Below are 14,095 nucleotides of genomic sequence, written 5' to 3'. Positions count from 1 at the left end.
TATCTGAGCCATGAAAAAGACACTTGTACTGGGTGCTACTGATAATCCTTCCCGTTTTGCCTATAAGGCCATACACCGATTGCAACAGCACGGACACGAGGTGGTGCCGGTGGGCATTCGCAAAGGAGAAGTCGGCGGGCAACCCATTATCACGGATAAAGAACAAAAAATTGAAGGCGTTGACACGGTAACGCTTTATGTGGGTCCGCAGAACCAGCCGACCTGGTATGACTACATAATCTCCCTGCAACCGAAGCGCATCATCTTCAATCCGGGTACCGAAAACCGCGAACTGGAGCAACTGGCTGAGGATGCCGGTATAGAAACCATGCACCACTGTACGCTGGTGATGCTGGCTTCCAGCACCTATTAAATTTTTCCATAATTTTTATCCGGGTGCTGTAACCTCCGGAAAAACCGGGCGTATAAACCAATATAATCAAAGTTTGCAGATGGCATTTGTTGTCTATGGAAACTTTAGAAAAAGGGATCTTTTAAGAGATCCCTTTTTTGTTTTTATATCTATTTTAAATGTCTAATAATCAAGGAATTGACTGTGATAGATCAATGTTGTTTCTAGATTTGAGCGAACTTACTATTCCTTCTTTTGCTGTATAAAGGTATACTTCGTTCTGTTTCTCTTCCTTCGAAATTTTATCAATAGCTGATATAATGAATTCACCCTCTTTATTCTTACGTTGTGGGTGACAGTAAATATCTGTCAACACAATTGCTCCCTCCGGTAGCTTGGGGCTTCCCTCCCAAGTGTCTTTCCAGACACAGCAAACTAGCTTTTTTTCATTAGTAATAGTGTAGCTGTGTTTGCCTTTTTCATAATTTTTAACAGCACCCATAAGAAACTCATATTTAGTCAATCCCTCTTGTTGTTCATATGCTAATAAATCTTTTAAATTGTTCTTGCTGACTCTAAATGTATTCAGATTTGTATCATAATTATGTATTACAAGCCGATACATTTCCGAGCTAATAGCTGCTTTTGTACCTCTGTCAAGCATAGACTTGAATGTATCTAGTCTAAGTGTATATAAAGACTTTAACAGAGTTCCCAGTTTCTCCTTTCTTTTGTTTAATTCTAGCTCAAAAGCTAAAGGGTTTGAATTGAATTTTCTTAGGATCGTAAAGTATAGTTCCCTTCTTATTAGGTTTTTCAAATAAGATTTTTTCTGACTGTAGTACCTGAATTCATATACTTTATCAAATGTCGTTGCAATAGTTTCTTTATATGCATCATCCCCCGGCGTAAGATCAAAAGCATCAAAGCCTTCTGATCCTAGTTGATGACAAAGCATTAGCAAATGGATAATACCTGGTGAATACTTCGCATAGAAGGGAGACCAAGTGTTCATTCCTTTTAGATACACCCATCCTCTTCCAGCTATCCCCACATTCGACGCTATTATTTCATCATTAAGTTTTAGAACTGATACATGTAGTAAGTTTAACTTAAACAGCTCAACGTAAAACGATTTGCTGATGCTATCAATTTTGTCCAAACTCCGATTATACTTGGAAGCTTTTCTAAATGCATAATGCACAGCTATGGTATCGAATGTTAAAATAAAATTCTCTAAATCGATTATTTTCTCAAATTTCAGTTCGCCTAAGCGCTTCAATCTGTTTATTTTCTCCTTCCTATTTTTCTTCTTTAGGTTTCTAAGGATGATGTCAGAATTGATTTGTATTAAAGGCCGAAGGCGTTCTCGTATTGAACAATGATATTTCAGGTCCTGATTTTCGTTTGTCCATTTCAATGGTGATTCTTTAGGAATGTACTTCAGTTCAATTTCAAACTTTTTAAACCTATTATGCAGTACCTGAAGGGCGTTGGCTATGAATTTGTCTGAATATTCAGTCGTTGAAAGCCATGTTTGATATTCAGTATCATAAATACCCGCTCCATAAATCTTTTGGCGGCCTCTTTTTCTGACTAAAGCAAAAAGTCCAGCCAGCTTATCTCCTTCATAAGATAAGATTAAAATGGGTGTTATTTTTTCATGATGAATATTATACCACGTAGTAGTGAACTCTTTTGATTGAAAAGCCGTGGCCCATGGACATGCATTGTAAAGTGAATCCCAATCACTTAAAAACTTTTCTTTCGTGAAAAGCTGATATACGTCTTCTCCTTCGTATAAATTCATACCGGAAAAGTTACTCGGTTAATGGTTCTTCATTATTAGATTACAACATCTTGGATTCTTGTTAGCTAGACTGATACAATTCAATCAATTAATAAGAATGGCAGCGTGCATATTAATGTAGAATAATCAAATCAGGCCTTTGCAATATTTATCCCAATAGCTGATAAATTTTTTATCAGCCTCTGGTGTAAAATAATCTCCTACAGATGGGGTAGGTGTAAATTCATTAAAAACTGCACCTTTGTCAGTAGCGAAAAAGTCTACTCTTACATAAATCTCGTAAGCTTTGCTGAGAATTTTCGCATGTGTTACAATCTCCTTTATGCAGTTAGGGGGCTTTTGATAAGGAGCGACAGGTAAATCACATGCTATGTTATTTATCATATTCCAATTCTCGTCATAAGCTCTCATAGTGCCTTTTCTGGGACCTACTTTATTTAAAACATTTATTCCGGCAATTTCCCCATTAAAGGTATGTATCTTATAGTTTACAGGAATTACATAATTCCCCTGTTCGTCCCTTACAAATTCTTCAATCAGAAATTCTAAGCGTGCATCTTTATTAAGGGCAGCCTCCATAACTTTAGAAATTTCTTCTGCCGAATAAAATTTATTATCCATTTGATTATAATTCTTATTCATTAGAAATACATTGTTTGAGGAGTGTCCAATAGTTGGCCTGATTACAAATTGTTCAGGCAATTTGGAGAAGTCTATCGCCTCAATATTTCTTCCTTTCCAATAAAGATCTGGCACACGGCAACCATGCTTTTTAGCAAACTCTCTCGCATTATACTTATTACTGAGTTTGCGCTGCCAGTTAGTTACATCCTTCCATTTTTCAATAGGATCACTTGCATTCATTTTAGTATTTCTAACAATTTCTGAATCTGGCTGCCCCCAAAAGGTTCGATGCCGCTGTTTTATTCTCCTTGATAATTCGCCATGACCTTTAATAGGCTTTCCCTGTACAGCCTTAATATTATCGTATAGGATATTCTTTATATTGTATAGCGAAGTGTTGAGTTTGCCTAAATCCATTATATTAATTTTATGTAGTGAATTAGAAGCTCGAATAATTGTTAATGAATGTATTGAACAATACATCAAAGGGGTACTCTGTTATATCTTGTATATGGAATAATAATTATAATTAATAATGGTATAGTATAACTATGTACTTCTTTATTTGTTTTTTGTTTAATTTATTGTCTGTTTTTTTGTTTATTATTTAGAATATTTTAAGATAATTTTTTGCCAATTTTATAGCAGAGAGAATGTTATTAAAGGTGTTAAATAAGTCTGCTTTGATGCCTTAGTTTTGCTAGCAATTTGAACTTATCAAAGATTTATAAAGGGCCTAATATCCTGATCAAAGGAAAATCTAGGAGGATTGTACTGGTTCTATTTCCAAAATTAGCAGATCAGGCTCCAGTCAATCAATAAAGGTATGACAGCCTAAATTGAAATTTTGTAACTATACTGCTGGCATCTGGATTCGAAAATGCAGCAATTACAACAAGCTTTGAATATAATTTTATAGCTAGAATAGATATGGTAATTATCTTAAAATTATCATCTATTACCTATCTGTCAGATAGGCATAAATGAATGAATAAGGTTCCCCTATTTTATAGTTGGAGTACTGGCAAAGTTGTTAAAGGCTTAGCAACTGAAAAAAAGATAAATCAATATCAAATCTTTTTACCTGCACTATGCACTTCAGGTGAAAATTACCTAATGGGTCCAATGGTGCTACTTACTATACATAGTATACTGACTTAATATTATGCCTCCCTTCGCAAAACTTCCAACGGCGGCCTGTTCAGCACACCACGGCTATTGAGCAGGCCTACTGCCACAGTCAGCAAAGTAACTACCACGAATATAACCAGCAGTGGCCATAGCACGGGCACAAACTCCATTTCGAAACTGAAAACCGCCAAGGCCCAGGCAGCGCCAAAGGCGATCACACAGCCCACAGCGGCAGCCAATATGCCCAACATGGCGTACTCCATCAGCGTTATACCTAGTATCTGTTTCTTGTTAGCGCCTAAGGTGCGCAATAGCACGCTCTCCTGCACCCGCTGGAATTTGCTGACATTGACAGAGCCCACCAGCACCAGCAATCCAGTGAAAATGCTGAAAAGCGCCATAAACTGAATTACAAACGAGATTTGACTGACCACTTCCTCCAGCGTACGCAGGATCAGGTCTAGGCCTATGGCAGATACGTTCGGAAAAGCTTCCACAACGCGTCGCTGGAATTGCGCGGCCTGTTGCTCGTTATCGCTGCGCGTCATTAGCACATGGAACTGCGGTGCTTCTTCCAGTACGCCTTTCGGGAAAAGCATCTGGAAATTAGTCTGTACCCGGTTCCAGTCCACACGGCGTATGTGGGCTACCCGTGCAGGTATAGTCGCGCCCTGTACATTGTAAATAAGGGAATCGCCCACTTTCACCTTGATGCGTTCCGCATAGCCTTCTTCCAATGACACAGGTACCCTGCCGCCAGCTTTGTACTGCCCCTCGCTCCACTCACCGGCTTCTGTTTTCTCAGAGTCACTGAGGTGGTCACGGTAGGTTACCCGGTATTCCCTGGTGAAGTTCCGCGGTCTGATCTCTAGGGTCGTGTCTTTGCGCACATCTGCCAGCGTCAGGTTATTGATCTGTTCCAGCCTCACCGTCACAATCGGGTCAAAATACAGGATCGGCAGTCCCTCCGCTTTGGTTAAATCAGCTATCTGGTCCCGTTGGCTGTTCTGGATGTCGAAGAGCACTAGGTTAGGCTGGTTCTCGGTGCCGGAGAGCGATACCTCGCTCAGTAAGGTACGCTGCACCATGAAGAGCGTGCCGATCAGGGCTGTTCCCAATCCGATCGATACCATCAGCAACAAGGTCTGGTTGTTTGGGCGGTAGAGGTTGGCCAGTCCCTGGCGCCATACGTAGCCCCAGTGAGTTGGGAAGAAGCGTTTGACAGTCCACGACAGGCCTTTGGCGAGCAAAGCCAGCACCAGGAAGGCCGCGATGACACCGCCCGTAAAATAGAGCGCCTGCCACCAGGTACCCATTTGCCAGCGTGAGAAGACGACAATAAAGCCCAGCAGCAAACCGTATACCGCCCAGCGGAGCGGATCTTTCTGGTTAGTCAGGTGCTCTATAGTAGCTCGCAATGTAATCAGCGGCGACACCTGCCGGATGCTCAATAATGGCAAAAGCGCAAAGAGCACCGACACCACCACACCCATTAGCACGCCCTGCGCCGCGGCTCTTACGGAGAAGTAGGCATCCACACTGACAGGCAGGAAGGTTTTGAACAACTCCGGTAGTATCAGTTGCACGACACTGCCCAGTGCCGCGCCGGCGATCCCGCCTATTAATCCCATACCCATTACCTGGAACAGGTATACCAAAAAGGCCTGTTTACCACTCATACCCAGACAGCGCAAAATACCGATGGTCGCCAGTTTGTCACGCATGTACACGTGCACTGCACTGGCTACCCCCACGCACCCCAGTAGCAGCGCCACAAAGCCCACGAGCGCCAGAAAGCGAGCCAGTTCGTCGTAAGAGCGGCCCATGCTCGCTTTTCGCGTTTCCACTGTGTCGTAGAACATCCCAAGCTCTTCTAAGCGTGGGTCCAGTTTATTGCCCAGCGTATCGGGCTGTACGGCCTCGTTCAGGTCATAGTAATAATAATAAGAAACCCGGCTGCCGCGCTGGATCAGACCGGTTTCGGGCAGGTATTGTCTGGGAATGTACACCACAGGTGCCACAGCCGCGGTCATGGCTGTCTGACCAGGTATACGGTGCAACGCTCCTTCGATGGCAAATGTCATAGCGCCGACCCGGATCGAGTCTCCGATCTGGGCTTCGTACTGCAGCATCAGATTATAATCAACGAGGGCACGTTTGTCTTCCCGGAAACTGCGGCTTGCCTCTACCGGCTCCGTCTCGATGGCTCCGAAGTAAGGGAACTCACCTTCCAGCGCGCGCACCTGTACCAGTCGGGTGTCGTTGCTTTTCACAAAATACACCATCGACATCATGCGGTTCTCGTCCGACCGCTTGCCCAGTGTGCTCACGGAGTCGATGATGGCCAGGGAAAGCGAGTCGGGTTCTTTATTCATGCCCACCACCAGATCAGCTCCGATCAGGGTTCGGGCTTTCTCGTCGATGGCTAACTGCAGACTGTCCCGAAACGAGTTGATGGCCACCAGGGCGGCTATACCCAGCACGATGGACGACAGGAACAGCAACAGCCTACCCCGGCTGCGACGGGTATCGCGCCAAGCCATTTTAAGAAGCCAGGGTATGTTCAGTTTTGGTTTATCCGGATTAGGCTTGTTGTCAGACAAGGTATAGGTGATGTTTAATTATTTAAGATTTTGTAATCTTGCGACTTATGGGGAACAGGACGAGAGGTTAATTGAAATGGGTAAAGCGCTTTCAAAGCGTAATACCTGGTGTTCCGTCTGCTTCCTTCTCAAATGCCTTTAGTCAAAAGCTCTCCTTTTAGCTGCCCTAAGAAAGGCTGGAGTCTTCCGGCTGGTGCACCCTTTCAGAGGTTCTCGTATCGGACACCACATGCCCACCTTTGATGCGGATGATGCGCTGCGTCTTTTCGGCCAGTTCCAGGTCGTGGGTGACGAGCACTAGCGTGGTACCCGCCTCGCGGTTCAGCTCAAATAAGAGCTTTTCTACTTTATCACCCGTTTCCTCGTCCAGGTTACCTGTGGGTTCGTCGGCAAACAGAATGGTGGGTCGGTTAGAGAAGGCCCTTGCCAGTGAAACCCGCTGCTGCTCCCCTCCTGACAGCTGCGTCGGATAATGGTCGTGGCGTTCAGCCAGGCCCACGCGGGCCAGCAAATCCATGGCTTGGCGCTGCACGTTTCTTTCGCCCCGTAGTTCGAGCGGTACCATCACGTTCTCCAGCGCCGTGAGCGTAGGTATAAGCTGAAAGTTCTGGAAGATGAATCCCACGTACTGGTTGCGTACCTGCGCTCGGGCATCCTCGCTGAGATTATCGAGCTGCACACCGTTCAGGATAACAGAACCACTACTGGCCCGGTCGAGTCCGGCGCAAAGGCCCAGCAAAGTAGTTTTGCCGCTTCCGGAGGGTCCTACTATCGCGCAGGTGTCACCGGCCTGCAGTGTAAAGTTGATACCCTCGAGCACGGTCAGGTGCCGGTCGCCGCTGTCGTAGGTTTTCTTCAGGTTGTTGATTTCTAGTATAGTAGACACGTAGCTTGTGTTTTAAAGAACAGTAAACGGCAGGTATAGCACCGCAGGTATAGGTATGCGCAGTGCTATTCCCGAACCTAATAACTTATACCGGTCGTTATAGGTTTTAAGATTGATAAAACTAAATTTAGGAAAAAAATCAGCTACATGAACAATAAGAGCCATTATATCTCCCTTTTTCTAGCCCTCTTCCTCACTCTTACAAGCTGTGAACAAGCTGGCACGACTGAGCAAGTGGCAACGGAGCAACAGGTACAAAACGACACAACCCTTACAACTGAAGCCCCGAAAAACGAGCGCATCAAGACCATCGTTTTTTTCGGGAACAGCCTCACAGCCGGGTATGGTTTGGAGCCCGACCAGGCTTTTCCAGCCCTTCTACAGGAGCGCATCGACTCGCTGGGATTGCCTTACAAAGCCGTCAATGCCGGTCTGAGCGGCGAAACCTCTGCTGGCGGCATAAGCCGCATTGACTGGTTGCTGAAGCAGCCGATCGATGTTTTTGTACTGGAACTGGGTGCAAATGACGGATTGAGAGGTATAGACCCCGCCTCCACTTACGACAACCTCGTCGCCATCATCGACAAGGTACGCGCGCAGAATCCGGATGCGGAGATCATCCTGGCAGGTATGCAGATGCCGCCCAGCATGGGACAGCGCTTTACAAAAGAGTTTGAGGAGGTATACAACCGGCTTGCGGAGGACAAAGACGTGGCGCTTATACCTTTTCTGTTAGAAGGTGTGGCCGGTGACCGGACACTGAATCAGGGTGACGGCATCCACCCGACTGTAGAGGGGCAGCGCATTCTGGCGGACAATGTATGGACAGTGCTAGAACCCATATTAGTGGCCAATAGAGCCTCCTGAGGCACTTTTTGAAAAATAATTAATTTATTTTCAAGGATTTGTAACCAAACTCAACCTTTGTCACGTATAAAAGCATGGCTAAAAGTTGAAAGTTTAATTAATAATTAATCCTTTCAAAAAATAACAGCGCCGGTCCCTTCATTGGAGCCGGCGCTGTATTTTTTTACATCGGTGCTATACCTGACTAGTCTTCGGCTACCTCCGACTTCATCTTCTCGGCCAGTACATAATAGGCGCCTTTGGTGATGACCTGTGCGGTTTCAGGCAGTTCTTTTAACGGTTTCACTTCCGTAAAGCCATTCTCGGCTATACCTGTTTCCACTTCCTGCATGCGGAATGTAGTTGGCCCTTCTTTCAGAAAAACATAGTGCTTGCCTTTGTAGCGCACAACCGACTCTTCTGGTAGCGCTGGCAGCTCCTGTTTGCCTGCCAGGATCTGTGCGTTCACATACATGCCCGGCAGCAGGTTCGTGTTTTTGTTATTCTTGAGCTCGGCGTGTACCGTCACCATGCGGGAATCGCCCTCAAAAGCCCTGCCTAAAGCGAAGACCTCCGCCTCCAGCGGCTCGCCTGCTACGTTAGGCAAGGTAAACAGCACCTTCTGCCCTTCTTTCATCTTATTGAAGTCACGCTCGAACACGCTGAGTTCCAAATGCAGGTGATGGTTGTCTACTAACTCAAACATCTGTTGACCCGGCTGCGCGTAAGAGCCCATGTTCACGTCGATGACGCGCACATAACCACTGATGGGCGCTGTTATAGCCATGGTCGAGGTAATTTGCCCGGCTTCCACGTTCTTAGGCGAAACACCCATGGCGGAGAGGTGCGTCGCGAGAGCCTTGAGGCGGGCCCGCTGCACCTGTACATCTGACTCGGCTTGTTCAAAGCGCTTTCGGGAGCCAACTTGCTCTTCGTTGAGTGTGCGCTGCCGTTCGAAGTCCTGTTCGGCAAACCGCAATTGGTTGCGGGTGGTGAGGTACTCTTCCTGTAGTTTGATCAGGTCCGGATTCTGGATGGTGGCCAGCACTTTTCCCTTCTGCACATACTCGCCCTCTTTAACAGGTATACTGCGCACCACCCCCCCCATCAAAGGGTTGATACTGGCCTTGTTCTGCGGCGGTATCTGAAGTTGCCCGTTAGCTGTGATGCGAGCTGACAAGGGCTTTTTCTCAATTGTGCCTAATTCGATACCGCCCACTTTTTGCTGTGATTCCGAAAAGGTAACAACAAAGGGAGATGGGTTTGTGGGAGTTTCAGTTGTTACGACATCCGGCTCTTCGGCCGGGGCTTGCTTGGAGCATGCCGAAAGACTGATAAGTCCGCAAAGGGTGATGATTTTGATTTTATTTACTGTCATGTTATTCGATTCCTGCAGTGAATTCTAAACTGATAATGGTTTGGTTGTAGTCGCGGAGCGCGTTGAGGTAATTACTGCGCAGCTGGTAAGCCTGGTCGAGCGCCTGCACATACTCCACGTAGTCAATGTCGCCGGTCTGGAAACTGAGCTCGGCAGCTTTGTTCAATTGATCGGCCTGCCGCAAGGCGCCCTGCTCAAAGAAAGCAAGGGTGTTAGAGTGCTTCTGGAGTTCCTGCGCCAGGTTCTGCAACTCAGTCAAAAGCAGTTGCTGCTGATAGCGCGCCTGACTTTTCACGGCTTCCTCGTTCATTTTGGCTGCCTTGATGCGTGACCGCTGCGCCCCGAACCAAAGCGGAAGAGCTATACCTACTTCATACCCCGTGAAGCGGTCGCCTGCGCCATATACCCGGTTGGGATTGTCCCGAGGTGCCTCCCCCCTAAAGGTTTGGTTGAAGTACCCTACTGTAAAGTCCGGTAAAATACGCGATTGCTCTAATTGTTTCTGCCGTTCGGCTACCTGCGTGGTGCTCTGCAAAAAGGCCAGGTATGGGTTTGAAGCAAGGGCCGTGCTATCGGCTTGTAAAAGCAGCTCCCGCTTGCTTAGGCGCTCTTCTGCAAACTGCAGTGGCTCATGTGCCTGCAATAGTTGGTGAAGCCGGCGTTCTGCAATTTGCTGATCGGCCATTGCCTGTTGAAGCTCAGTTTTTATACCTAGGCTGCGTGTCTCGGCAGTAGCTTGTTCTAAATAGCCCGTCTCACCAGTTTTGAAGCGAATGGTTGCCGCCCTGGTGAAACGACCATACAGGCTGTCCTGCTGCTGAAGCAGGTGCAGCCGCTCATTCTGGTACTGCAGCTGGTACCAGGCTTGCTTCACATCGCGGATCAGTTCCCGCTCCACAATCAGCTTCTGTGCTTCCGCCTGTTGGATGGTGGCGTCTGCCAGTTTGGCCTGATCGCGGTATACCGTCGGGAAGGCGAACTGCTGTGATGCGGAAATGTACTCGTCCTGGTTGGTGGTGCTGATCTGCCCGCGGCTGTAGGAAAGGTTAGTCTTTGGGAGATCAATCGCCGCGCCGCGCAATGCTTGCTCGCGCTCCACACTGAAGGCGGCGCTCTTTAAGCCCAGATTGTGCTCCCTGGCATAGTTGATACTCTGCTCCAGATTCAATGGGCCCTGTACCGACTGCGCCATACCTTGTCCGGCGTACAACACACCGCCCGCGATCAGCAGCAGAGTGATGATGTGAGCCGGTACCGCCTTGCGGTGTGCCTCCTTCTGGGCAGGTTTCTCATTGTTGGAGAAAATGTAGTAAAGCACAGGCAGTACCACCAACGTCAGCAAGGTAGAGGTGAACAGGCCCCCGATTACTACTGTGGCCAGCGGACGCTGTACCTCGGCTCCGGCAGAACCCGAAAGTGCCATCGGCAGGAAACCCAGGGCTGCTACAGAAGCTGTCATCAGGACAGGACGAAGGCGCACACTGGTTCCCAATAGCACCCGTTCGTATACATCGGTCATCCCTTCCCGCTTGAGTTGATTGAAATAGCCTATCAGTACAATACCATTCAGCACCGCCACCCCGAACAGGGCAATAAAGCCAACGCCAGCCGAGATACTGAAAGGCATATCACGCAACCAGAGCGCAAAGATGCCGCCAATAGCTGACAAAGGTATAGCAGTGAAAATGAGCAGACTTTGCTTGATTGACTTAAAGGCAAAGTATAAGAGCAACAGGATCAACAGCAGGGCGGCTGGCACGGCAACCGACAGGCGTTCCTTGGCATGCACCAGGTTCTCAAACTGTCCGCCATACGTAATAAAATAGCCAGCCGGAAGAGGCAGTTCGCGGTCCAGCTTGTCCTGAATTTCCGACACAATGGACTCCACATCGCGCTCGCGCACGTTAAAGCCCACCACAATACGGCGACGGCCTTCCTCACGGGAGATTTGCATCGGCCCCTCTTCAAACCTGATGTCAGCCACTTGTTGCAACGGTATTTGTCCGCCCTGTGGCAGCGACACAAACAGGTCTTCAATGTCATTCAGATCATTGCGGGAGCCGCCCTCCATACGCACGACTAAATCGAATCGACGGTCACCTTCGTAGATAGCGCCTGCTGTTTGCCCGGCAAAGGCCGTTCGCAGCACCGCGTTCACATCGGCTACCTGCAGCCCATACTGTGACATGCGGGCCCGGTTGTAGTTCACCACAATCTGCGGCAAGCCAGTCACCTCTTCCACATAGATGTCCTGCACCCCTTCCACGGGAGCAATCAACTTATCTACCTGGCCCGCCAGTTCGGAAAGCTGGTCCAGGTCCTCGCCGAATATCTTGATAGCCACGTCCTGTCGCGCACCCGTCATCAGTTCGTTAAAACGCAGCTGGATCGGTTGCTGAAATCCATAATTCACGCCTGGGAGCACTTTCAGGGCCTCGTCCATTTTGGCGGCTAGTTCCTGACGGTTGCTGGCGCTCGTCCATTCGTCCTTGTCTTTGAGCAGGATCATCACGTCAGCCGCTTCAATCGGCATCGGGTCAGTAGGAATCTCGGCCGTGCCTATCTTGCCGATCACCTCGGTCACTTCCGGGAATTGGGTCAGCAGGATTTCACTGGCTTTGGTAGTTGTTTCGATCGTCTGGCTGAGGGAAGCACCCGGTACCAGACGTAAGTCCATGGCAAAGTCACCTTCCTCCAGATCAGGCAAAAACTCGCCTCCCATCCGGCTGAACACAAATAAACTGAAGGCAAACAAGATCAATGCAGCACCAATCACGAGCGCCTTGCTACGCAGGGCGAACGTAATCACCGGACGGTATACCCGCTCCAGAAAGCCCATCAGCCTATCAGAAATATTAGGTTTGTGCTTGGTCGTTTTGCTTAATAACAGCGTCGACACCATCGGCACATAAGTCAGGGACAGGATGAAAGCACCCAGAATGGCAAAACTCACAGTTTGTGCCATAGGCTTAAACATCTTGCCCTCTATACCTACCAGGGCCATGATCGGCAGGTATACGATCAGGATGATGAGCATTCCGAAAGCGGCCGAGTTCATGATGTTCGATGCCGCTTCCTTAACTTCCAGGTCCATTTCGCGCTGGGTAAGGCGGCGGAGTGGTAGATCTTTGTTCTTTACCACGATAAAGTGCAGTACGCCCTCCACAATAATCACAGCTCCGTCCACGATCAGACCGAAGTCAATGGCACCGAGGCTCATCAGGTTACCGGATACCCCGAACACATGCATCATACCCAATGCAAAAAGCATCGATAGAGGTATAACAGACGCCACCACAAGTCCTGCCCGTAGGTTGCCCAGCAGAAGCACCAGCACAAATATCACGATCAGGCCGCCTTCGATTAAGTTAGTCGCCACAGTGTTGATCGCTTTACTCACCAGGTCACTCCGGTCCAGGTAGGCTTCGATCACGACGCCTTCCGGCAAAGAAGACTGAATGGTGGCGACTTTGTCCTGTACATTCTTGATCACCTCAGATGAGCTGGCACCTTTTAGCATCAGCACGATTCCGCCTACCACTTCGCCTTCGGTATTGCGGGTGAGCGCGCCGTAACGCACCGGATGGCCGTACTGCACCTTGGCCACGTCACGCACCAGCACAGGCAGGCCATTTCGGTTGGATACGACGATTTTCTCGATGTCCTCCAGCGTATTAACGAGACCGAGGCCACGGATAAAGAAGGCGCTCTGATTTTTTTCAATATAGGCTGCTCCGGTGTTCTCGTTGTTCTGCTCCAGGGCCCCGATCACGTCCGTCACGGACAGGTTCATGCTGCGGAGGCTTGCCGGATCCACCGCCACTTCGTATTCTTTCAAAAAGCCGCCATAGCTACTCACATCGGCTACGCCGGGTGTTCCCAGGAGCTGGCGACGCACGATCCAGTCCTGGATGGTACGCAGTTCGGTGGGGCTGTATTTTTTGTCGCTTTCCGGATCGGTCACCAGCACGTACTGGTAGATCTCGCCCAGTCCGGTCGTAACGGGTGCCAGTTCAGGGGTCCCCATCTGCTCGGGGATCTGTCTGGCAGCATCGCCCAGGCGTTCTGTTATCATTTGCCTGGCCAGGTATTGGTCCACTTCGTCTTTGAAAACGACCGTGATCACAGAGAGCCCGAAACGCGACACAGAGCGCATTTCAACGACATCCGGCACGTTGGCGAGTGCCATTTCAATGGGTGTGGTAATAAAACGCTCTACTTCCTGCGCAGCAAGTGTAGGCGAAGAGGTGACCACCTGCACCTGGTTGTTGGTGATGTCGGGAACGGCGTCTACGGGCAGTTGCGTCAGGGAGTAAGTTCCCCAAACGATCAATGCCAGCACCATCAGCCCGATCACCAGTTTATTGTTTATCGAAAAATCGATGATCTTATTAAACATGGTAAGCTTGATTTTTTAATCAATGGAATAGGTATGCAGCCAATCCGCAAGCGCCTTTCAGGGCTT

8 protein-coding genes are annotated in these 14,095 nt (G+C 48.3%); 2 read left to right on the top strand and 6 right to left on the bottom strand.

Annotated elements, in window-relative coordinates; translation table 11 throughout:
* The first annotated feature begins 10 nt into the window (after positions 1-10).
* Entirely contained in the window at positions 11-373 is a 363-nt protein-coding gene (locus Q4E40_RS15085; protein WP_303413323.1) for a CoA-binding protein, read from the top strand.
* A 169-nt stretch (positions 374-542) separates the two neighbouring features.
* Here the strand turns inward: Q4E40_RS15085 and Q4E40_RS15080 are convergent, their stop codons facing one another.
* The 4 genes from Q4E40_RS15080 to Q4E40_RS15065 form a co-directional block, all read right to left on the bottom strand.
* Positions 543-2,162, bottom strand: a complete 1,620-nt coding sequence (locus Q4E40_RS15080) for a GNAT family N-acetyltransferase (protein WP_303413322.1) — start codon at positions 2,160-2,162, stop codon at positions 543-545.
* Positions 2,163-2,288: 126 nt separating this feature from the next.
* The gene (locus Q4E40_RS15075; protein WP_303413321.1) at positions 2,289-3,203 is read right to left on the bottom strand and encodes an ATP-grasp fold amidoligase family protein; all 915 of its coding nucleotides are present in this window, start codon (positions 3,201-3,203) and stop codon (positions 2,289-2,291) included.
* A gap of 746 nt (positions 3,204-3,949) precedes the next feature.
* Positions 3,950-6,460, bottom strand: a complete 2,511-nt coding sequence (locus Q4E40_RS15070) for an ABC transporter permease (protein WP_303413450.1) — start codon at positions 6,458-6,460, stop codon at positions 3,950-3,952.
* A 226-nt stretch (positions 6,461-6,686) separates the two neighbouring features.
* Positions 6,687-7,406 (bottom strand): ABC transporter ATP-binding protein, encoded by a 720-nt coding sequence (locus tag Q4E40_RS15065; RefSeq protein ID WP_303413320.1) that lies wholly within the window; start codon positions 7,404-7,406, stop codon positions 6,687-6,689.
* Between the two features lie 147 nt (positions 7,407-7,553).
* On the opposite strand from Q4E40_RS15065, the gene Q4E40_RS15060 reads away from it, so the two are divergent.
* The gene (locus Q4E40_RS15060) at positions 7,554-8,273 is read left to right on the top strand and encodes an arylesterase (protein ID WP_303413319.1); all 720 of its coding nucleotides are present in this window, start codon (positions 7,554-7,556) and stop codon (positions 8,271-8,273) included.
* Between the two features lie 184 nt (positions 8,274-8,457).
* Here Q4E40_RS15060 and Q4E40_RS15055 read toward each other — a convergent pair whose 3' ends face one another.
* Both Q4E40_RS15055 and Q4E40_RS15050 read right to left on the bottom strand, forming a co-directional pair.
* Positions 8,458-9,630: an efflux RND transporter periplasmic adaptor subunit gene (locus Q4E40_RS15055; RefSeq protein WP_303413318.1), complete on the bottom strand. Its 1,173-nt coding sequence runs from the start codon at positions 9,628-9,630 to the stop codon at positions 8,458-8,460.
* Position 9,631: 1 nt separating this feature from the next.
* Entirely contained in the window at positions 9,632-14,029 is a 4,398-nt protein-coding gene (locus tag Q4E40_RS15050) for a CusA/CzcA family heavy metal efflux RND transporter (RefSeq protein WP_303413317.1), read from the bottom strand.
* Positions 14,030-14,095: the final 66 nt, after the last annotated feature.

It is taken from the genome of Pontibacter coccineus (assembly GCF_030546575.1).
Taxonomy (GTDB): domain Bacteria; phylum Bacteroidota; class Bacteroidia; order Cytophagales; family Hymenobacteraceae; genus Pontibacter; species Pontibacter coccineus.
This window is presented reverse-complemented; position numbering and strand designations above follow the sequence as displayed.